The 22,521-nt window shown below is 42.5% G+C and carries 12 protein-coding genes; 7 read left to right on the forward strand and 5 right to left on the reverse strand.

Features of this window, described 5'->3' with window-relative positions; translation table 11 throughout:
• Positions 1–1,006: 1,006 nt before the first annotated feature.
• The 4 genes from I8751_RS17825 (at position 1,007) to I8751_RS17840 (ending at position 6,721) form a co-directional block, all read left to right on the forward strand.
• Complete coding sequence (locus I8751_RS17825) at positions 1,007–2,062, forward strand: permease (protein WP_214440461.1); 1,056 nt, start codon at positions 1,007–1,009, stop codon at positions 2,060–2,062.
• A gap of 137 nt (positions 2,063–2,199) precedes the next feature.
• Positions 2,200–2,976, forward strand: a complete 777-nt coding sequence (locus I8751_RS17830; protein ID WP_214440462.1) for a TIGR03943 family putative permease subunit — start codon at positions 2,200–2,202, stop codon at positions 2,974–2,976.
• A 136-nt stretch (positions 2,977–3,112) separates the two neighbouring features.
• On the forward strand, positions 3,113–4,606 hold the full coding sequence (locus tag I8751_RS17835) for an Ig-like domain-containing protein (RefSeq protein ID WP_214440463.1): 1,494 nt from the start codon (positions 3,113–3,115) through the stop codon (positions 4,604–4,606).
• Positions 4,607–5,128: 522 nt separating this feature from the next.
• Positions 5,129–6,721, forward strand: a complete 1,593-nt coding sequence (locus I8751_RS17840) for a hypothetical protein (RefSeq protein ID WP_214440464.1) — start codon at positions 5,129–5,131, stop codon at positions 6,719–6,721.
• A 231-nt stretch (positions 6,722–6,952) separates the two neighbouring features.
• On the opposite strand, the gene I8751_RS17845 is transcribed toward I8751_RS17840, so the two are convergent.
• On the reverse strand, positions 6,953–7,762 hold the full coding sequence (locus I8751_RS17845; RefSeq protein WP_214440465.1) for a DUF1194 domain-containing protein: 810 nt from the start codon (positions 7,760–7,762) through the stop codon (positions 6,953–6,955).
• A gap of 635 nt (positions 7,763–8,397) precedes the next feature.
• On the reverse strand, positions 8,398–10,470 hold the full coding sequence (locus I8751_RS17850; protein WP_214440466.1) for an NAD(P)/FAD-dependent oxidoreductase: 2,073 nt from the start codon (positions 10,468–10,470) through the stop codon (positions 8,398–8,400).
• A 160-nt stretch (positions 10,471–10,630) separates the two neighbouring features.
• Here I8751_RS17850 and I8751_RS17855 point away from each other — a divergent pair, with 160 nt between their 5' ends.
• A complete protein-coding gene (locus I8751_RS17855) occupies positions 10,631–10,864 on the forward strand; it encodes a hypothetical protein (protein ID WP_214440467.1) in 234 nt (77 codons plus the stop codon).
• Positions 10,865–11,178: 314 nt separating this feature from the next.
• Here I8751_RS17855 and I8751_RS17860 read toward each other — a convergent pair whose 3' ends face one another.
• The 3 genes from I8751_RS17860 to pheT form a co-directional block, all read right to left on the reverse strand.
• Positions 11,179–11,577 (reverse strand): hypothetical protein, encoded by a 399-nt coding sequence (locus tag I8751_RS17860; protein WP_214440468.1) that lies wholly within the window; start codon positions 11,575–11,577, stop codon positions 11,179–11,181.
• A gap of 231 nt (positions 11,578–11,808) precedes the next feature.
• Positions 11,809–12,078 carry a YciI family protein gene (locus tag I8751_RS17865; protein ID WP_214440469.1) on the reverse strand — a complete coding sequence of 90 codons (270 nt, stop codon included), beginning with the start codon at positions 12,076–12,078 and terminating at the stop codon, positions 11,809–11,811.
• Between the two features lie 67 nt (positions 12,079–12,145).
• The gene (gene pheT / locus I8751_RS17870) at positions 12,146–14,581 is read right to left on the reverse strand and encodes a phenylalanine--tRNA ligase subunit beta (protein WP_214440470.1); all 2,436 of its coding nucleotides are present in this window, start codon (positions 14,579–14,581) and stop codon (positions 12,146–12,148) included.
• A 334-nt stretch (positions 14,582–14,915) separates the two neighbouring features.
• On the opposite strand from pheT, the gene I8751_RS17875 reads away from it, so the two are divergent.
• Positions 14,916–19,901, forward strand: coding sequence for a beta strand repeat-containing protein (locus tag I8751_RS17875; RefSeq protein WP_214440471.1), 4,986 nt, complete (start codon positions 14,916–14,918; stop codon positions 19,899–19,901).
• A gap of 10 nt (positions 19,902–19,911) precedes the next feature.
• Complete coding sequence (locus I8751_RS17880; RefSeq protein ID WP_214440472.1) at positions 19,912–22,491, forward strand: CHAT domain-containing protein; 2,580 nt, start codon at positions 19,912–19,914, stop codon at positions 22,489–22,491.
• Positions 22,492–22,521: the final 30 nt, after the last annotated feature.

Below are 22,521 nucleotides of genomic sequence, written 5' to 3' on the forward strand. Positions count from 1 at the left end.
GGGTTTAAATCCCTTACCCTTTTCCCTTTCCCCTTTCCCCAGCCCTCACAAGCGCATTTTTGGGTTGGCAGACTACTAGACAGTCGCGGCTACACAGACAGGACGCGTAGCGGCTTCCCGGAGGGAAGGCTACCTCCGCAGGTTGAAAAGCTTTGATTTTGTCTTAGTCCGCGTAGGCGGTGAGTCCAGCGCTGCGGGAGGGTTCCCCTCCGCAGGCGACTGGCGAACCCAAAGGGACTTCGTTTGTATAGCCGCGATTTCTAATCGCTAGGGCTAGGTGCAAGATGTAAGTTTCCCGCCCCTGGCAACTGGCGATCTTCGCAGCGGTAGCGACGTTAGGAGCGTCGCTACCGCTGCGATAGGAGAAGGGTTCTGCCGACTTGAAGCATCAGGTGTGAAACCTTAGACACTCGCAGACTCGCGCTTGGCTGTGCGATCGCGCATCATCTCCCCAGGGGAGAAAACCATACTTCTCTCCTGTTGTCCATTCCCTGTTCCCTTTTATTGTATTTATTTCGTTTTATACTTGCAGTTTGAGAAATTATGTAGTACAAAAATCAACCAAAGCTCATATTCAATTTTGCTAAAAAATAGTTAAAATCACAATTGCTAGTAGACCAAAAACGATCCCCCAATGTTTAATAACTATGAATAGTTTATGAAAATACGTGGAAGATAACATCCTAAATACTCAGTCCAAAGTCAGTATAAATCAGTATAAATATTAAGCAATTAACGTTACGCTGACAAATGTTTAATTCCCATAACTAGGAACTATTTCGGAAATGAGACAATCTTAGAAATAATGATCATCAGTAAATGCACTCAGGTAAAATGACTATCCATGACTTACTGTCGCTCATTAGCGCTAAAGCATAACTACAAATTTCATACCGATTTAATGTTTAAATGATGCTGTGCTGTCCATACATGCTTTTGATCCCCATTTCGATAGAATGACTAGGCATAACTTAAAAACTTCAAACCGCTTTTGACTGCGACACCCATGAATCAACTGAAAAATGGTTTCACGATATTTCTGAGTCTGCTAGTCGAGGCGATGCCGTTTTTGCTGCTTGGGGTTTTATTCTCTAGTGTGCTGCTGTTTTTTGTTGATGAGCGCAAATTAGTAGAAAGAATGCCTAGAAATCCGCTGTTGGGCGCTTTAGTCGGTAGTATGATCGGCTTTTTATTTCCGGTGTGTGAGTGTGGTAACGTGCCAGTAGCGCGGCGATTTTTAATGCAGGGAGTACCTACGCCTGTGGCAATTGGTTTTTTACTAGCAGCACCAACAATTAACCCAATTGTAATTTGGGCAACTTGGACGGCATTTCGAGATCAGCCAGAAATAGTAGTTTTAAGAGTGGTATTTTCCCTATCAATCGCCACAATCATCGGTTTTGTTTTCAGTTTTCAAAAAGACTTAAATCCCATCGTTCAACCTGCGATCGCTCGCTATCTAAAATTTAATCCCCCAGCGCAACCTACAACTAAAGGACGCGGTAGACGTTACCAAGTACAACAGGCAGCAACTGAACCTAGTTTATTGCAATCTGGGACTTATATTTTAGGAGGAAAAGCAGGCTTTCCCACGCGAATTGAAACTAATTTAATCGAGGCAAATACCTCAAACTCTAATCCTCGTAAACCATTGGCCGATAAACTGCGTTTACTGGTGGATAACAGTATCCAAGAATTACGAGAATTGGGAGCAGTAATGATTATAGGAAGTGCGATCGCTGCTGCTATTCAAGTGCTAGCTCCTCGTGATTTGATCCTGAGTTTAGGTGCTGGCCCTATTAGCTCAATCGTAACTATGCTGATATTAGCTGTAGTAGTATCAATTTGCTCTACAGTCGATTCATTCTTTGCTTTATCTTTTGCCTCAACTTTTAGCACTGGTTCCTTGTTGGCGTTTCTGGTATTTGGGCCAATGATTGACATCAAAAGTGTTGGTTTGATGTTATCCATTTTTAAACCCAGAACTATTTTTTACTTATTTGCTTTAGCAGCACAATTGACATTTTTGTTCACTCTTTTCATCAACTTGCACGTCCTTTAAAAATTAGTCAACATTCCAATGTCTAAATTATTGACTTCTGACTATGGCGGTTTTCACATCAATAGAGTAAGTAAATCTTTCTAGCCCCTAGTCCCTAACCTCTGTTCCCTACAAAGCGCTATATTGATTTTTGACTAATGGCTAACCCAAATCCCAAATCTACAATAATCCCAAATCTCTTACTCCCTTGGCTGGATGTGCTAGCAATTACAGCTTGGGGAATTTTGATGTTGAGATACTGGCTGACTGGCAAACTAAACTTATTGATTCACCCAAATTATTTTGGGTTAGTCATAGTGTGTGGTATTAGCTTGCTAATTATTAGTGGCTTTAAAGCGCAAGAACTTTGGCGACGGCGACGGCGTAACACTGTACAAAACGTTCAACATATTACTTTGTTTGCCCCTGGCTGGGGTGGTGGTTTGCTGCTAACCGCAGCAATTTTGGGTTTCATTATTACACCGCAAGTTTTTGCCAGCGACAAAGCCCTGCAACGGGGTGTGACTACTGATTTATTAGGAACTAGCCGCATTAAACCTCAAGCCTTTCGGGCGACTGTTAACCCAGAGGAGCGATCGCTTGTAGACTGGGTACGCACGCTTAACGTCTATCCAGAACCAGATTCATATACAGGACAAAAAGTTAAAGTACAGGGATTCGTCATCCACCCACCAGATTTAGGTAAAGAATATTTATTCTTGGCGCGATTTGTCTTATCTTGCTGTGCAGCAGATGCCTACCCTGTAGGATTACCTGTCAAACTAGAAAATAATCAAGATCGTTATTCTCCAGATACTTGGCTGGAAGTAGAAGGACAAATGACGACCGAAGAACTGGGAGGTAAACGCCAACTTACCATTGCTGCCAGCTCTCTCAAAAAAATTCCTCAACCGCAGAATCCTTATAGTTATTAGTCAGTAGTCAATGGTTAACAGTCAGTAGCAAAACACAACTGACGACTGACCCTTACGGGTTCGCCAGTTACTCATGGGGGAAACCCCCAAGACCATACTGGCTCACAACTGACAATTAACAACTAACAACTAACCAATGACTAAAAAAGTACTTATCCAACCATTGGATCGCATAGCGATCGCCTTAATGCTGCTGCTGAGTCTGCTGATTGGATTTATGATTTTGCAAGGTGATGTAGTGGCAGCTCGTGTCCGAGATTTTACTTGGCAAAATCAACAAATTGGCTCAGAGGATATTTCTTTTACCCTCACCTTTAGCCGGCCAATGGATACAAAAAGCGTAGAGGATAATTTGAAAATTGAGCCGCCTTTAGCAGGTAAATTCAGTTGGGCAGGGCGGCGAATGGTTTATACACTAGTAACACCAGCACCTTATGGCACAAACTATAAAGTGCAATTGCAGGGAGCTAAGGATAGTTTTGCTAAGCAAGAAGACAAAAATCTGCTAATGCAGCCCTTTGCAGGTAACTTTCGTACACGCGATCGCGTTATTAGTTACATAGGAGCAGACCCAGAAAACCAAGGGCAGTTAATTCTCTACAACTTGACTGAAGAACAAAAAAGAACACTTACCCCTAAAGACTTGGTTGTGATGGATTTTAAGCCATTTCCAGATGGGGAAAAAATCTTATTTTCTGCTCGCGCTGCTAATAACCAAGACTTGCTTTCAGCTCAGTTGTACACAGTGACAACAGGTATTCCTGGAAAATCGGAAAAACAAGCAGAACCAGCTGGGAAAGTTGACCTGATTTTAGATAATAAAACTTATCAAAACCTGAAATTTGACTTATCCCCAGACGGTGAAACACTCGTAGTTCAGCGAGGAAGCAGAGCTAATCCCGGCGACTTTGGGCTGTGGTTTATGCCAGTAATCAGCGATGAATCAGCTCCAAAACCCACTCCTCAACGCCTGCAAAGCCAGCCTGGAGGAGATTTTATGATCACACCCGATAGTAAAGCCGTAGCAGTTGCCCAAGGGCAAGGGGCAGCTATCTTACCACTACAAACCGATGCCAATAAACCCTTAGATTTTTTACCACAGTTTGGACTGGTGCAAGCGTTCTCTAAAGACGGCTCCCAAGCGGCGATGGTAAAATTTAACACAGATTACACACGAGATTTGTTTTTGGTAACAAACCAAGGTATCCAGAAACCACTATTAAAAACCACAGGCTCCATTATCGATTGTCAATTTGATCCTGCTTCACCCACCCTTTACTGCTTACTGACTCAGCTAGTATCGAAGGCAGAATATGTAGAACAGCCCTATGTAGTAGCAATCCACCTCAAAACAGGAGATCAAAAACCTTTGCTGGTACTACCCATCGAACAGCGGAATGTGCAAATGAGCTTATCGCCTGATGGTTTGGGCTTGTTATTTGATCAAGTGATGCCACAGACAGATTCTAATGCTTCATCTGCAAGCGTTTTGAAAACTGACGATGGAGAAGCGATCGCTAGTAGTAGTTTGTGGTTAATGCCTCTATTACCCATCGCTGATGCTGCAATTACTACAATCAGACCTGAAAAACTGCCTTTAGTGGGCTTTCATCCCCGTTGGTTGCCATAATAGAGCAATCCGATTTGATTCTTGAATCACTCATAGAGGTAGAGAATAAACAAAAAGAGAAATTCCTGCCCCCTGTAGGCTGAGCGAAGTCGAAGCCTGCCTCTTGATACTCTTGGTAAATCTTAGTATCAAATTAGTTTCTTTTCCAAGCCCAGTGTTTGCTAAATTGTATACAGCGCTAATGTTTATCTAGCGTGTAAATTTCTGCCAATAAATTATTACCAGACAAGTATTTACCAACGCTAAGCGGGATAAAACCTTTGCTAAGCATTTGTACTGAAGCCGATATATTGGTAGCATTTAAACTAAAAAACCCCATGATTCCGAAGGTTGACGGACTATAAGCTCATAATGTTATAACGGCATCAGTTATAGATGCAAAATAGGGAATACTAACTAATGACTAATTCTTCATGGTAAGAGAGAGTCAAACTTGGCTTCTAAAGTAACCCCTAATTGAACGTATTAAGTGATGCTAAGGCTAGCACTGCTAAATACTATGATGCGGGCGGGTCAAGAGTGATGAATGAAGCTGACACCTCAACCAACAGGGCTGTGATGGAATCCCCAAATTCTGCTAATTCGCTACAACCAGAGCAGGCGAGCTGTCCCTTTTACTCAGTGATGCCTTCTGAAAATACGGCAATGACAAACTTGCCACTTCTAAAACCGGCAGAAGAAGGACAGCACGAGACGCGAGCTAACCAATCCCCGCCAGATGCAAACCAGAAGGACTGGGTTGCAGAGCCTGACAATGAGCAGCAAAGCCTCATGAATGCTGAATTTCAAAAACTACTGGCATTGAATGAGGAGTTACGTGCTGCTAACAATGACTTGTATGAGCAAGTAGAGCATCTTAAAGATGACCTAGCTGAGTCGGAAAAAGCTTTGCAGTGGCAAAAAAGACGCTCCAACGTTACTGAGTCAATGCTTAATCAACAAACTCAAGAACTTGCTGCCGCGCAAGAACAAATTAAATCCCTATTTCAACAGTTAGAAACTGCTGTACAAACTGTACAGCGTCAAGAAATCTTTATTGAAAGTCATAAAGCACAACTACAAATTAGTCAACAACGTCTTGCCCAGTTAGAACGGGAATGTGCGCTACTGCAAACGAACTATAGTGAACAGTCTCAGCAGGTGTTGCAATCAGAAAATGCTTGTCGGGAGCTACGTACTAGGCTGATGCGACAACAACGCCAAACTCTGCAATTTAAGGCGGCTTTAGAAAAATGTTTAGAAACACCAGTTCCTAGCGATGAGTCTCTAGACGAAACAAGCAATAATTCCCAGCACACAGCCAGCCCCCAAACGAGATTTTCTAAAAAAGCTCGGTCTTTGTTTCCCAATGTGCAACCAATTAGACCGTGGTCAGTAGAACCAGAATCCTTGACTAATAATCAAGATCATCCTTGGGATCGGTCTTCCTCAACACCCCCAAGAAACGATAATCCTCCTCCCCACCCATCATCTCCTTGGAACTGGCCAATAAAAGAACAGACACCCACCCCTTTTCAGCCAGATATATCTTCAGAAACAGAAACTGATGACTCTCCAAATACACCAGAAATAACTTCATCTCTGGGTTCATCGAAATTAGATGAGCAATTGGATAGCCTAATTCAAATGTTCTTCAACTCTCAGTCTGCATCGCCAGAGTCGTCATCGGCTACCTTTGACACAACTGTAGACATCAGCCAGTCTGAAACACCTTTGTGGGAGACGTGGGCAACTACTCTTGAGGAGGATGATGAACCAGAAGTTTTATCAAAAGAGTCGTTGGAAGCATCGGCAGAAGAAATAAATCCCCCTAAAACTATCTCCACTCCTTTAGCTGCGGAAGAATCTACACTTTCATCAACAAATTACTCACCAGTCTCATTCACCTTACCTGTTACCAAAACGACTATTGAAGAACCGGACAATGATTATTCAGCAACTTCACAACCAAATCAGGTAGACCTGTCAGAAACTGATTTGCCTCAAGAGTCATCTGAGGAATTGACGAATGAAACACAATCATTGTCGCCGGTGGTGTATCCGGAGCGTCCGCCCAAGGGACGCAAGTCTTTAGCATGGGTAGAACTGCCGAATTTTCGTCCCAATAGTGAATAATAAAAACTCCACCCATAAAGGAATGGAGTTTTGTCAGTGGTTAGTGGTCAGTGGTTAGTAGTAAAAATGTTTTAACAGTGAACAGTGAACGGTAAACAATTATCAGTTATTGCGGTTTATAACTGATAACTGATTTAAGACCACTCACTAGGGGATGGGGTATTAAACCAGATCCAAAACAACTGACAACTGACAACTAACAAATGACACACGCAGTGGAATAAATTTAGATCAGCACTTAACTGACTGCTTTTGAATACGCTTGAGCTTGGTGGTTACACCGAAAGCGCCTAGACCTAGTAAGCCAATTAGAGAAGCTGGTTCGGGAACTGATCGAGGATTAGTAGGAACACTAATCTCTGTCTGAATTTTCTGTTCAATTGTACTAGCAAAATCTTCAAAGCTATTGGCTGACAAAACAAAAGCACCCGTACCGCCCTTCACGTTATTGTCATAGAAGTTGAACAGTGCAGATCCCCCGCCAATTACTATACCGTTGATGGCATCAACACCCGATGCTAGGGCATTATCCCTGGCAGCTGCTGTATTAGCACCCACATTTTGAACACCATCACCAGATACGTCAATAACTAGGCGTGTACCATCGAAGTCATTATTAAAGAAGCGGGGTGTAGCAAAATTAATTGCAGAACCAGGAGCAGTGCTACCACTAAAGGGACGAGTAGTCGCATTAATAGCATCAGAAAAACTCTGTAATGATGCCACGCTATCGATTAAAGTCCAACCTACAACTTCTTGTTGCTGATTTGCTCCAGACCAGTAGATTAAGTTAGCAGCAATCTTTCCAAGATTTCCTTTGGAGATGAAATCATTGAAAAGACTACTGTTGGCGAAAGCATCTACATAACCTTGTTTTTGGAGGTTGAACTCAGTAGTACTTATACTTCCAGATACATCAACTAACAAAGATAGTTCTAAATCGACAAGGGTCGCAGCTTTAGCACTTGCGGATATAGCTAAAGCTGACAGGGTACCAGCTACTGTTATAAGTGTTGCCTGAAAAACGTAAGAAGTCTTCATTGATTGATGTAGTTACACTAAAAAACGTAGATTTTGGCTGTTGTAATAAATAGCCCATTGGAAAATTTAGGATAAAGTTGCTCATAAGACCAATCTCTGCAAAAAACTCTGGTGTTTTTGCAGCGATCGCACATAAAACTAAGATAAAAAATGATTTACATTAGAAACTTTTCTTATCTTTATAGTTGTTGTATAAGCGAAACTTTACCCCGTGTTTTCTCTAGATTAAACATTTAATAAAATACAGTGAATCTACTTAATTTTTCTAGTAGTAGCCCTACACCTTAACCAAAAAAAAATATTGTAAAATTTTCTATAACAACAGCTATAAATCCTAATATTTAAGGTTTATAGAGGTTTTTTGAATTTAAATTTAAAACTAAAATCATGAACTTTCTATGTGGTTATAACTTATGCCTTAACAAATTAGACACTAAAATTCTATAAGACATTAAAACCAAGCACTTCTTATCAAGCAATTAAAATACTCAAAATATTCTTGAAATACATTTTATTACTTGTTGAAAGATTTTTACCTATAGAAAGAAGTGGCGTGTTTTCCACGCCACCTGATGGTACTTTCTAGCGCTACGCTAACTCACTACGAACATTTTTTATTAACGGGCAACTCTTGACTAATTCAAAATTATTGCTTCTGGTTTGACTGTTGTTACTTGATTTCGCGATCGCGGTTTACCAGTGGCGATCGCATAACGAATCACCAGCAGCCGCAACCACAACGCCGGATAGCGGGGTTCCAGCCAAGGTCTAATTCGCAGCAGAAACCGTGGGAACCATGTACTCAGCAGGGTACTAACTAGAGCATGAATGCCAAAGTTGAAATAATTACCCAGCCAGCGCACTAGATCTTTAAACCCAGCTAGTTGCCAAATCCACAGCAACAAGGCAGGATTTTTACGAGCTGCTTTGAGTGCTAAGCGGTTAAAGGTGAACCAGTCGCACCGATCTTTGATAAAGTTATCTGCGACTTCTGGGGGTTCGTCTGCTAATAATCCAAAGAAGGTATTCAGCATCGAGTTAATCCGCTGGGGTGGTAAAAATTTCCCAGTCGGTACCATCATGCCTTTGGAGAATAGCCAAGTTACGGAAACATTGCTTTGGTAGGCACGAATGCGGTTTAAGTTGCGGACACTTAACAAATTATGCTTGAGGGCTGTATCCAACAGCGTAGTTAAACGATCTAAATTACGTACCAGTGAACCAAACCCTGTAAAGACTAGGGGCGACTGGAGAGATGCAGCATCACCGATCGCAATCAATCTATCAAAGGCAACTGTGCGATCGCTACTCCCCACACTAAAGTGACCAGGTATATAACCAAATGTCGGTTTTTTCCACACTAGTTCATCCAAGTTGCAACGGCGATACTCTGGCAAAATCGCAAAAAAGTCTTCATACATCTCTAGCAATGAGCCGGGATTTTCTCGATTGACTTCATGGTAGTGAAATAAGTAAATCGTTAGTTCTTCACCTTCTGCGGGAAATAATTCCCAAATCAGCTGTCTTCCGCGGGAAATATCTCCGTGGCTGTACAGCACATCTCCATAATGAGAGTCCCAAACTCCCGGCTCAAATCCCCTTTCGACTACTGCTCCTACTGTCGGACATACACTATCAAAGGCACGACCACCATTTAATTGCCAAGCGATAGGAGAAGCAGTTCCCATCGCATCTACCAACAGCCGTCCACTGACTTGCTGCTCATTTTGACTAGGTAAGTGCTTGACTTTAACTACAACTTGTGTTTTATTAGTATCCGCACGGATAAACTCTGTTTCATCCCAGATTTCACCACCTGCTGCCCGCAGTTTTTGCCCACACATTTGCAACCATTTGTCTGAGTCTAAGGCTACATTTAACACGGTGGGTGTGTGTAAGACAGGCGATCGCAATTTTGGTGGATTATTGCCGTCAAAAAATTTATTGAATCCGTCTTTGTAATCTCTGACAATTACGGTTTCTAACTCGGCAGCTGTCACCAAACCCAGATTAATTAAGCTTTGAATTTCATCGCGGGAAATATTCCATTCCCGGTTCATCCGCCCAAAGGGCAAACGCTCGATGAGTAGGACTTTATATCCTAGTTTGGCCATAACTGCCGCATGAATTGCCCCTAATGCACCACCGATATAAATTAAGTCGTATTGGGCATCAGAATTTCCTGTTGTCCTGTCTCCTTTAAAAATTACCTGCCTTGGCTGTTTAGGGTTACGTACCCCTTCGCGCCATCTTTGCTCCCACCAATAGGCACGCTTTAGGTCATATTCCCCGTTGGGCATTCGCTGAAAGTACTTGACTGTGAGGGGGTAATAGGGCGCTAGCGCTTCAAAAATTGATTGTTGGGAATCAATCTTTGGTGGTTCGGGGTAGTGATACGGAAAACGCTTTCTAATTTCAGCGGTCAAACGTTGTAGAATCTCCCTCTCTCCAGGAAAGGGTTTATCTGCCCAACGGAATACTTTTAAATAAGTGGTGCGCTGTACTGACCAGACAAATACAGAAAGTTCAGTCGGTAATTTTTCGGAAATAGCCGTGTCAACAGTTGTAGTTTCAGCAGGTATTTTTAAGCGAAAGCCATCTGGGGTCAAAACCTTTTCCCCATTTCCTGGCTCAAAATCTGTTTGTAACCAACTACACACAGCTGCTATGTCCGAAATTGGAACTTCTAGATAAAGTATTTCTTTCATGTTTTCCTGACATCTCCGAGCAATCTATTCATTAAGACGGATTTTAAAAAGGCAGAAATTACGCTAAACTCCGCCCTATTACTTGAATAAAGATTCAGTAAAGAATTTTTAATAATTTGTCAAATTTATTGTTCATTTTGAATTTCTGTAAACCCACGCCATGAATTATCCCATCCCAGACAGTCCTCAAGACATTTTTGCTCTACAACAAAAACCGATTGATGAAGAACTAGTCGCCTCAGCGATCGCCGGAGTCATTAAAATTGTTAGTTCTCAAGGTCAATCCTTGGAAGAATTAACCGCCCAAGTACTAGCCGATGATACTGTGCTAGATCAGCAGCAACGACGCTGGCTTAGCAAATTGGTTAGTCAAGCTTGGGAAAATTTTTCTTAAACCAACTTTTTCGATTTTCGTATTTTCCCAGATTGCATCCCAGTACGTCCATAAAACTTGCAAAGGGCTAGACGTATACTGAGGAAAATATAAAACGAATATGTTCAGGGTCAAATGAGGATGTCGTTCTCAGGGTTAGTGAAAACCCTAGCCTGCCTGACGGCTAAGACTAGGGTAGTTTATGGAAAAGTCTAGACCTGTTTATGTGACGTCTGTGACGATATCCAAAAATTCAACTAACTTATATGTGTTCCCACCCTTTGAACGACTAGAAACACAACCATTTACAGATGTTTGGGTACAGCAAATACGAATTATTTTCTATTGTTATAGATGTGGATCACTGTACCCGCCGCTGCACCATTGATTGCATTATTCAAAGGTCTTCTGCAACCACCAGTAACAGCACCAGTTGCTGTACCAGCAGCAGCCCCAACTGCGACATCTTGTCCCAAGTTACGGTTTCTGCGATTTTGTCTTAAACCATTAGCGCCATTGACCGCAGCACCAGCAGCAGCACCCTTGGCTGCATTGTCTACAACAGAACCGCATCTTGTGATAAATCCAGAGACTACACCACTAGCGGCTCCAAGACCTATATCTCGTAGTACTTCGTCATCAGCAGCAGCAGGTTTAGCAGGAACTAAGCTAACAGTAGCTAAACTTGCAGCCATCAAGCTGGATAGAAATGTGCGTTTTAAGATTCTGTTCATGGTGATACACTCTCGGAAAATCAAATAAGTTGGGAAAAACCGAAGTTGCGGTTGTAAAGGATTTTAATAATAATCTAGACAACAACAACATTTTTTAGGTAATAACATTCTTATGATTACATTAAAAAAACGCCAATTTCACCTATTAAAAGTGAGAATTTGGCGTTTGAGTCTTCAGAAATTTTGTTAATTTAGTAGACAATTATAGAACTGGCACATTGACAGAAAGAATCAAAAAGCCTGAATCCATTCTTTGATAAAATACTCTGTCCAGATGTTATTTTTCCAGTAAGGATCATTCTCTATCAATTGACGTACGGTGGCTTCGTCTTCGGCTTCGTAAATGCCAAAAACTTGGGTGATATCTTTAGTAGGGCCAATAGTAATCAGCACACCGGATTCTTTTTGTTTTGCTAAACCGTCTAAATGAGCTTGACGATAAGGGGAGCGTTTTTCGAGAACGTCTTCGCAGTAAGTTCCCCACATAATGTATTTAGGCATGGCAATCAATTAAAAATGATAAAGATGAGGGAGTGGCAACTAACAACTGACAACTAACAACTAACAACTAACTTCTGAGATTAACGCCGAATTTTTCCACTAAGGCTTCGCGGACTTTATTGTGAACGGGTTCAACTTCTGTATCGGTGAGGGTGCGATCGCTTGCCCGATAAACAAGGCGAAAAGCTAAACTTCGCTGCCCTTCGGGTACATTTTCGCCGCGATATTCATCAAACAATTCCACCGATTCCAGCAAGCCTTTACCAGCTTTGGTAATAGATTTTTCAATATCGGCGACTGAGACTTTCATCGGTGCGAAAAAGGCGATATCGCGATCGCTAGCTGGGTAAGTCGAATAAGGTTGGAATGCAGGAGTGAGGATTTCGTCTTCTTCTAGGGAATCTAACAGCACATCTACATCTAGCTGGAACAGATAAACGGAATCTGGTAAACCTTTTTCTAGGCGCAATTGGGGATGCAATTGCCCAAAAATCCCCAGTCTATTGCCCCTAACCCATAGAGAAGCAGTGCGTCCTGGATGCAACCGAGGATCGCGGCGATCGGGTTGATATTCTACTTGCAAGCCTAGTTGCCCAAAGACGCTTTCTAAAATGCCTTTGGCTTCAAACCAGGTCATAAGCTGCTCACGAGTGCCTTTTGACCATTTACCAACGGTGCGATTCCCTCCCATAATTCCAGCCAGGGCTTCTGCTTCTTGCAAACCGTCTTCTTCTTGCCAAAAAATTCGCCCCATGTCAAAACCGTTCAGCGAACCATTACCTTGCTCTAAGTTATATTGAAAGGCATCAATCAACCCAGAGATTAAATCGGTTCTTAAGGCCGAATATTCTGCAAATAATGGGTTACTTAATACTACTTGTCTGTCGTCTCCTGGCTTCACCAAAGAATAGTGAATTAATTCTGTTAATCCTTCCGCCCGCAGGTGAGCGCGTAACTTGCGAATCAATTCCTGATCTAAAGGTAAATAGCCAGCTTCCGATTTTTCTGGTAGAGTATCGCAAAAATTATCATAACCATAAAGACGGGCGATTTCTTCAATTAAATCAATTTCCCGTTCTAAGTCACGGTAGCGATAAGGTGGTACAGCAACAGTCCAACAACCTGCTCCGGAAGCAGTTAGCTGACATCCTAATGCAGTTAAAATGCGCTCTACATCTTGTTCTTTGAGTTCTCCTGTTTCTTCACCCAAATCGACTGGCCCCAAAACTTGATTGACTCGTTCTAAACGCAAAGCAATAGAACGACTCCAAGTAGCAGGATCAGGGCGAGTGTCGGCAATTTCTTGCTGAACAATTACTCCCTCGGCTAGTTCACTCATTAGCGACAAAGCACGACGATTGGCTATTTCCAACTCAGCCCGGTTAACGCCTCGTTCGTATCTTCCAGAAGCTTCACTCCGCAGTCCCACACTCCGGGAAGAACGACGAATTGCCACAGAATCAAATAATGCTGCTTCTAAAACTAAGCTTTGAGTATTTTCATGAACTTCGGTTTCTTCTCCACCCATGACTCCCGCCAGCGCTACAGGTTTGTCTTTAGCAGTGATCAACAAATTTTGGGTTGTGAGGGTGCGAGTTTGCCCATCCAAAGTTTTAAGTGTTTCCCCAGCATTGGCAAAGCGAACACCAATGGTTAAACTTGCGTCATCTGCAACAGATTGTAAACGTTCTTTGTCAAAGGCGTGTAGAGGTTGTCCCCATTCTAATAATACATAGTTAGTTATATCCACCACATTATTAATTGGTCGTACCCCAGCTGAGCGCAAGCGCTGTTGCAACCAATCAGGAGATGGAGCAATTTTGAGATGTGTAACTACTGTGCCAATATAGGCAGGACAAGCTTGTTGATCAGCAATTTTTAAAGTTAAGTTTCTAGCATCTTGAGTCAGCGATACTTCATCAGGCTCAGGGATGTTCAATTTTCCACCCGTTAAAGCTGCGACTTCCCGTGCTATGCCTACCATACTGAGGGCATCAGCGCGGTTGGCTGTGGCTGTGACATCTAAAATCACGTCATCTAAATTTAATAGGGGACGGACATCACTACCCAATGGCAGATTTTCTTGGGAAAAAATATGAATTCCATCAACATCAGTAGGCAAACCGAGTTCCTTTAGAGAACAGATCATGCCTTGAGATGGGACTCCACGCAGTTTTGCAGGTTTAATTTTTAAATCGATATTTGGTAAATAAGTACCTGTAGTTGCCACTGGCACATAAATATCTGCTCGGACATTGGCAGCACCACAGACAATATTTAAAGTCTCTGCTGCACCGATATCTACTTGGCAAACACTTAATTTATCAGCATTGGGGTGGGGTTGACGCTCAAGCACTCTCCCCACAACAACACCATTAGCCCAAGTGCGGCGATCTTCAATATCTTCTACTTCAAACCCAGCCATTGTCAGGGTTTCGGCTAATTCTTCTGGGCCAAGTTTTATTTCTACTAGTTCCCGCAGCCAATTGAGAGAAATACGCATCTTGTTTGAGGAATCGTCTTTTGCTTCAATTTTAGGGTGTCTGCTAGCGAGCGATCGCTACTTTGCAAGGTCTACCCGTTCACTTGAATAATCCTACCGGGTTCTTCGCCGCAGTGCCCCTAAATTTTATTTATGAAGGTTTGCGCTAGGCGAAAAATCTGTTCTCCACCCACGCAAGTAAGTTCTCCAAATCAAAGCGATATAAGTCTATTTACTTGATTCATCAGTACCGATTTGCTAATATGCTCGCCTGTGTATAAGTTGATTTTTTTTCACACTTATAACTTTTAATTGAGCATTTTAAGCTAAATTTCCTTTTTTATAGGAGAGTGCAATGTCTTTTAAAACTATACGTCTAGACTGGTTGCAAGGTCTAGGAATTGCAATTGTCAGTGCGATCGCTTTGTATGCAAATACTTCAGTTGCCCAAATCACTCCAGACAGCACTCTCCCCAATAATTCTAATGTCAGATTAGAAGGTAATACCAGGGTGATTGAGGGTGGAACCACAAGAGGTGCTAATCTGTTCCACAGCTTTCAAGAGTTATCTGTTCCCAATAGCAGTACTGCTTTCTTCAATAATGCACCAAATATTCAAAACATTCTGACACGAGTCACTGGTAATTCAATTTCTAATATTGATGGCTTAATTCGCGCTAACGGCACAGCCAACTTATTTCTGCTCAATCCCAATGGTATTGTTTTTGGGCCAAATGCCCGGTTAAATATTGGCGGCTCATTTTCTGCAACTACCGCAAACAGTTTTAAGTTTCTTAATGGTAGTGAATTTAGTGCTACTAATCCCCAAGCTCTGCCATTATTAACACTAAATCTTACACCAGGGTTGCAGTATGGAGCAAGTCAGCCAGGGGCGACTATTATCAACACCGGAAATTTAGCACCCCGGCAAGACTTGACACTAGTAGCAGACAAACTTGATTTGCAGGGACAGTTAACAGCAGGCAGAGATTTAACACTGCAAGCTACTGATATAGTGCGAGTGCGAGACAGTGTGAAGACTCCGTTTTTAGCTCAAGCAGGTGATAATTTCACAATTGAGGGAAATCAAGGAATTGATATTCTGGCCCTAAATCATCCAACGCAGACACCGTTTGTGAGTGGAGGCGATTTTAGTTTAATCAGTGATGGAATTATTTCTGGTGATGCTCGTTTTGCTAGTGGTGGGAATTTTTTCCTCAGGAGTGTATCGGGGAAGGTGGCAAACTTCGTTAGCCTTTACGATCCAATAATCAGCAGTAATGGCGATGTGGATGTTGCAGCCAGCTACACAGGATCATCTTTATTAGTTGAAAGCAAGGGTAATATTCGCTTTGGTGGTGATATAAATATCACTACACCGGATACTAGTGTTTTACCAGCAGGACAAGATACTGCAACTTTAAGCAATAGTACGGCGTTAATTATGCGTTCTGGGCAGAATACTCTAGCTTATGGGGGTGTCAATTCTGGTTCGTTACCTGCGTTGCAGAATGGAACTGTGCCGCAGGGAATTACGCTAGATGGAGATGTTTCCTTACAGCCGTTTAATGGTGCTGGGGGAATAGTTGACTTGTCGGCGGCATTGGGGAATATCAGTACTCAGAGGATTGATACTAATGGGGGCGCGATCGCTATTAACAGTGCTGGGGCGATCACTACCAATGGACAAGACCTAATTACAATTAATGCCGCGAATAATGGAGGTGACATTAGCTTAAAAGCAACCAACGGTAGTATTAACACTGGCAATTTGTTCTCTTACTCATACAGTGATTCTGGCAATACGGCAAATGGAGGCAACATCAGCCTTGAAGCTGCTAACGGCAGCATTACCAGTACTGGTTTGTACCCTTACTCGTACTCTACATCTGGCAGTACAGGAAATGGGGGCGCGATTAGCCTAAAAGCCGCTAATGGCATTACTACGGGTGATTTGTACTCTTCCTCATACTCTACATCTAGCACTGCGGCAAATGGAGGCGTAATTAACCTTGAAGCCAACAACGGCAATATCACCATTAGCGATTTGTCCGCTTTTTCATACTCTCCTGTTGACAGTGGGGGAAATGGTGGCACAATAATTTTCACTGCCAATGGTAACATTACCACGGGCGGTATGAACTCAGAAGCAGGGGGTACTAGCAATAGCGGGGACATTACCCTCACAAGTATTGCAGGAGCTATTGATACAACTAAAGGAACTATCACATCCCAAATTCGGGACAATTCAGATGGAGCAGGGAATGCAGGTGCGATCGCATTCAGTGCCCAAGGAGATATTCAAACCGCTACAGTTAATGCTAGTGCGGAAAAGGGAAATGGTGGAAGTATCAAACTCATTAGTAAAAGTGGGACGATTAACACCACCGCAGGAGATTTGGCTACTGATTCTCGTAGTGGGGATGGTAGTGCAATTTTTCTCTCTGCCTTTAACAATGTTACAACGGGTCGCATCATCTCAGAAGCCGGGAGTAATGGTGGTGACATAATTATCAGTGCTGTTCATGGCAATATTGCCACTACTGGCGATTTGCTCTCTGACTCCCAGAACACGATATCAAAAAGTACAGGGGGAGCGATAACACTGAGCGCTGGAGCGGACATCATTACACAAAACCTGAACTCTGGCTCTTCCGCCTCTGCCTTCAGTACAGCAGGTAAGGGAGGAGCAATAACACTGAGCGCTGGAGCGGATATCATTACACAAAACCTAAATTCTTTGTCCAGCTCATTTACGGATGTAGCAGGTGCAGGGGGAGCAATAACATTAAAGGCTGGAGCTAATATTAATACACAAGATCTGAACTCCTACTCCAATTCAATCACCAGTTTAGGAGATACAGGGGGAGCGATAACATTGAGCGCTGGAGCTAATATTACTACAGGAATTTTGGAATCCTTCTCCAGTGGTCGTGCAGGAGACACAGGAGGAGCGATAACACTGAGCGCTGGAGCGGATATTATTACACAATCTGTCAGATCCGCTTCCATTTCCTTTCAATACGTTCCTGGAGGTTACCCAGCAGGTGATGGAGGAGCGATAACACTGAGCAGTGGAGCGAATATTATTACAGGAGCATTGGATTCCTCGTCCAGCTCCTCGAACGGTGCCGCAGGTACAGGGGGAGTGATAACATTGAGCGCTGGTGATACTGTCGATCTGAATTCAAGTGGTTCAATTAACTCCTCTGGAACAACAGGTTCAGGAAATATTACTATCAACAGCAATGCTCCTTTTGTTTTCAATAATGGAGCAATAGCAAACGATACATTTGGTTCCGGCAACGCGGGAAACATTCAAATCAACGCGCCTGCAATTTCCCTCATTAACGGTGCACAATTATCCGCCTCCACCCACAGCACAGGAGCAGGCGGAAACATCACTTTAGTTGCTACTGATAGAGTAGAACTGATTGGCGAAACAACCAGCACACCCCGCGGTACTTTTGTTGAAGAAGATTCTAGTAACACTATTGGACTTCCACCTGGTACATACCTTGGTGGTTATATTCCAAATGGAAATACTAACCGCCCGCCTGATGGAACTGTATTTCCTTCCGGTGTGTTTTCTCAAACAACCGTTGGTTCTACTGGCAACGCTGGTAACTTAAAAATAGAAACCGGAAAGCTTATTATTAATAATGGCGCTGCGATCGCCACAACCAGCTTTGGACAAAATAGTAATGCAGGCAACATTTCAATCAATGCTCGTGATTCGATATCAATCAACAATGGCTCAATATTGAGCGGGGTGGCTCCAGGAGCAATTGGTAACAGCGGTAAAGTTGAAATGAGTACCCCGAAAGTTTCCATAACCAATTCTGGAATTGTACAAACTCAGACTTTAGGAGATGGAATAGCAGGAAATATAGTGGTGGATGCTGATACAGTCAGCATTTCTAATCAGGGAAGTGCTTTACGCTCTGCCAGTGGTGGTACTAATGAACTATTACCAGGGACATCCGGTAGTAGTCAAATTGGACGGGGTGGTAATATCAGCGTTACAGCTAACAATCTACAGGTAACTGATGGAGCGGTTTTAGATGCCACAACTGTAACTAACTCAACAGGAGGCGATATTACAGTCAGCGCTAACACTTTGAGTGTTGATAAAGGTGGACAGATTCTTACCTCAACTTCCGGCACTGGGGATGCTGGTGACATAACAGTGAATGCAACACAAATACAACTATCCGACTTAGAGAGTGGTTTGTTGGCTCAAACAACCAGTGCAGGGAAAGCAGGGAACTTAACTATTCAACCGCGTGGTGATGGACAAAGTTTAAGGGTTTTATTCCAAAAAGGAGCGCAGATATCTGCATCCACAAGTAGTAGCGGTCAAGGTGGAACCTTAAGAATAACTGCCCCTGAATCTATTACTATCACTGGCGATGGCTCTATTATATCCGCTGAAACTACAGGTGCTGGCAATGGTGGAGACTTAACTTTGAGTACAGGAAAATTAGTAGCACAAGATGGGGCGCAAGTTACAGTTAGTAGCGCAAATTCTGGGAAAGCTGGCATTTTAACAGTAGATGCTAACTCTATTCTGCTGGACAGCGCAGCCAAAATTAATGCTAATACTACGGGAGGAGGTGGAGATATCTTTCTCAATTCGCCTCTACTATCATTGCGCCGTGGTAGCAGTATAACCACTAACGCCAGTGGTAATAATATCACTGGCGGTAATATTACCATTGATGCCAAAAATGGCTTTATCATCGCTGTTCCTAATGAAAATAGTGACATTAGAGCCGATTCCGCTAACTTCCGTGGCGGGAATGTCATCATTAAAAATACTGCTGGTATCTTTGGCATTCAATCCAGGAACGAGCCTACGCCAACTACAAGCGACATTACCGCAAAAGGAGCAACTCCTAATTTAAGTGGCAATATAGAAATTACTCCACCTGATGTAGACCCCAATAACGGCTTAGTCGAACTTCCAACTAATTTAGTTGATGCTTCTAACCAAATTTCCAATGCCTGTACGCCTGGAACTCAGCAATTCCAGAATACATTTGTGGCAACAGGACGCGGTGGATTACCCATCAGTCCCACGGAACCATTACAAGATTCCAGTACTATATCTGCGTGGGTGAAATTAAGACCAAACACAGAAAACACAGCTAAAACAAATATTGAGCCACAACCAACAGTAGTTTCAACTACTCCCAAAATTGCTGCTGCAACTCCAATTGTAGAAGCTTCTAGCTGGGTAGTTAATAGCAATGGAAACATCCAATTAGTAGCACAAGCTCCTCAAATTAAGCCTCACAGCCCTTGGCAGACCAGTACTTCTTGTCCTGTATCTCAGTAAGGTGTGAAATATGCAAAAACTTCAGCTGGCAAAGCGAGTAGTTAGATTTGCGGTGATTCATGTAATCCTATTTACCCTTGCTTTGTCCTTAACTATTATTCCCAGCACATTCGCCAAACAACCCCCAACCACAACAGCAAAGCAACTTTTTGAGCAAGGAGAAGCGCTTTATCAAGCTGGACGCTTTACTGAAGCGGTAACTACTCTACAACAAGCTGTCCGTAGCTATCAACGAGAAAGCAATAATCTTGCACAAGCCGCAGCGCTGACTAATCTTTCTCTTGTATACCAGCAACTCGGCTCGTGGAAAGAAGCTGATGTAACTATTAACAACAGCTTAAATTTACTTGGCTGGAATGAAAAAAATCAAAAATTAAATGTCAACAATCCAAAATCTGAATTGTTAGAAATTCTTGCACAAACTCTCAATATTCAGGGCGAATTACAACTGACACAGGGACAAGCTGATACATCTGTGAAAACATCACAACAAGCAGAGCAAATCTGGAAAAAATTAGGTGACAATGCTGGAGTCACGCGCAGCCGCATCAACCAAGCACAGGCTCTACGAGTTGCTGGTTTTTATCGCCGTAGTTTGGATATATTGGAGGAAGTATCCCAACAATTACAAGCTCAACCTGACTCACTTGTAAAAGTAACAGCTTTGCGATCGCTTGGTAATGTACTACAACAATTAGGCGAACTTGAGTTATCCCAAAACACCTTACAAAAAAGCTTAAAAATTGCTCAACGTCTGCAATTGCCTCTAGAAATTAGTTTGGCGGAATTTAGTCTCGGTAATACTGCAAGGTCGTTAAGTAATATTAAAGATACAATAACCCATTATGAAAATGCTGCCAAAATAGCGCCCAATCCACTTACTAAAGTGCAAGCTCAAATCAATCAACTCAGCTTGCTGGTTGAGAGTGAACAAATAGCAGAAGTCCAAAAATTAATACCCACAATTCAATCTCAATTAGCTATTCTGCCTACCACTCAAGTTGGTATCTATGCACGGATCAATTTTGCTCATACCATTATCAAAATTGGTAACAAAAAAGACATTGCAGAGATTCTGGCAAGCAGCATTAAACAAGCCAAAACAATAGGTGACGAACGCGCCGAATCCTATGCGCTAGGCAGTTTAGGGGAAGTTTACGAGCAGAACAATCAATGGCAAGAAGCGCAGGATTTGACAGAGCAAGCATTGTTTATAGCCCAAAAAATCGATGCTTCAGACATAGCTTATCGTTGGGAGTGGCAGTTAGGACGCTTGCTCAAAGCACAGGGAAATATCCCGGCAGCCATAGGTGCTTATGATAGCGCGGTAGCAACACTTGAGTCTCTGCGTAGCGATTTAGTTGCAGTCAACCGAGACGTACAATTTAATTTTCGTGATGGCGTAGAACCTATTTATCGAGAGTCAGTAGAGTTGCTTTTGCAAGAGCAAGGACAAGACAAACCTGATTTAGATAAGGTTCGCAAGCGAATAGAAGCTTTGCAACTAGCAGAATTAGACAATTTTTTCCGAGAAGCTTGCTTAAGTAACCAATTTGTGGTTCTGGATAATGTAGTAGACAAGGATAACCAAAATACTGCTATTTTCTACCCGATTATCCTAGACAACCATTTAGAAATTATTGTCAAACTTCCCAAGCAACCATTGATACATAAAACTTCTGTGGTGAGTCGTGAGGAAGTAGAGCAACTCGTTACAAAAATGCGGCAAACGATAGTTGCACCATCTGCTATTAAAGAATTTCAAGCAGTTTCTCAGCAGCTTTATGACTGGTTAATAAAACCCGTTGAAACAGACCTCAAAAATGATGGAGTGAATACTCTAGTATTTATCCCTGACGGATCACTGCGAAATATCCCAATGTCTGCATTGTATGATGGCGAAGAGTATGTAGTCCAGAAGTATGCGATCGCTGTTAGCCCAGGACTGCAACTATTTACCCCCAAACCCCTAGCACAGAGAAGATTAAACGCTCTTGCTGGAGGACTTTCGCAATCACCGAAAAATGAAGATTTTGAACCGCTTCCCAATGTCAAAGTTGAACTGAAATTCATTCAGCAATTAGGCGTATCAACAACTACATTATTAGATGATAACTTTACGACTAAGATTTTAGAAAAAACCATTAATGATCAACCCTTTAGAGTTGTTCACTTGGCAACTCATGGGCAATTTAGCTCTAAAGCAAAAGACACTTTTATCCTAACAGTTGATGGACGCATCAATGTAAGTGAATTAGACAGCCTGCTCAAAAGTAGAGAGCAGAAACGAACAGAGCCAATAGAATTACTTGTTTTGAGTGCTTGCGAAACAGCAGCTGGAGATAACAGAGCCGCATTGGGATTAGCAGGAATTGCGATTCGCTCCGGTGCAAGAAGTACTTTGGCATCCTTATGGCAAATTGGTGATGATTCTACAGCTTCATTTATTCGTGAATTTTACAGTGAGTTAATCACTGGTAAAACTACAGCAGAGGCTTTACGCTTATCTCAATTAAAACTACTCGCAGATCAAAAATACAACCGTCCAATGTACTGGGCACCCTATGTCTTAGTGGGTAACTGGTTGTAGAGAGGGAAATCTGACAAGATGCCTGCCTCA

Source organism: Atlanticothrix silvestris CENA357, from assembly GCF_016056295.1.
GTDB lineage: Bacteria > Cyanobacteriota > Cyanobacteriia > Cyanobacteriales > Nostocaceae > Atlanticothrix > Atlanticothrix silvestris.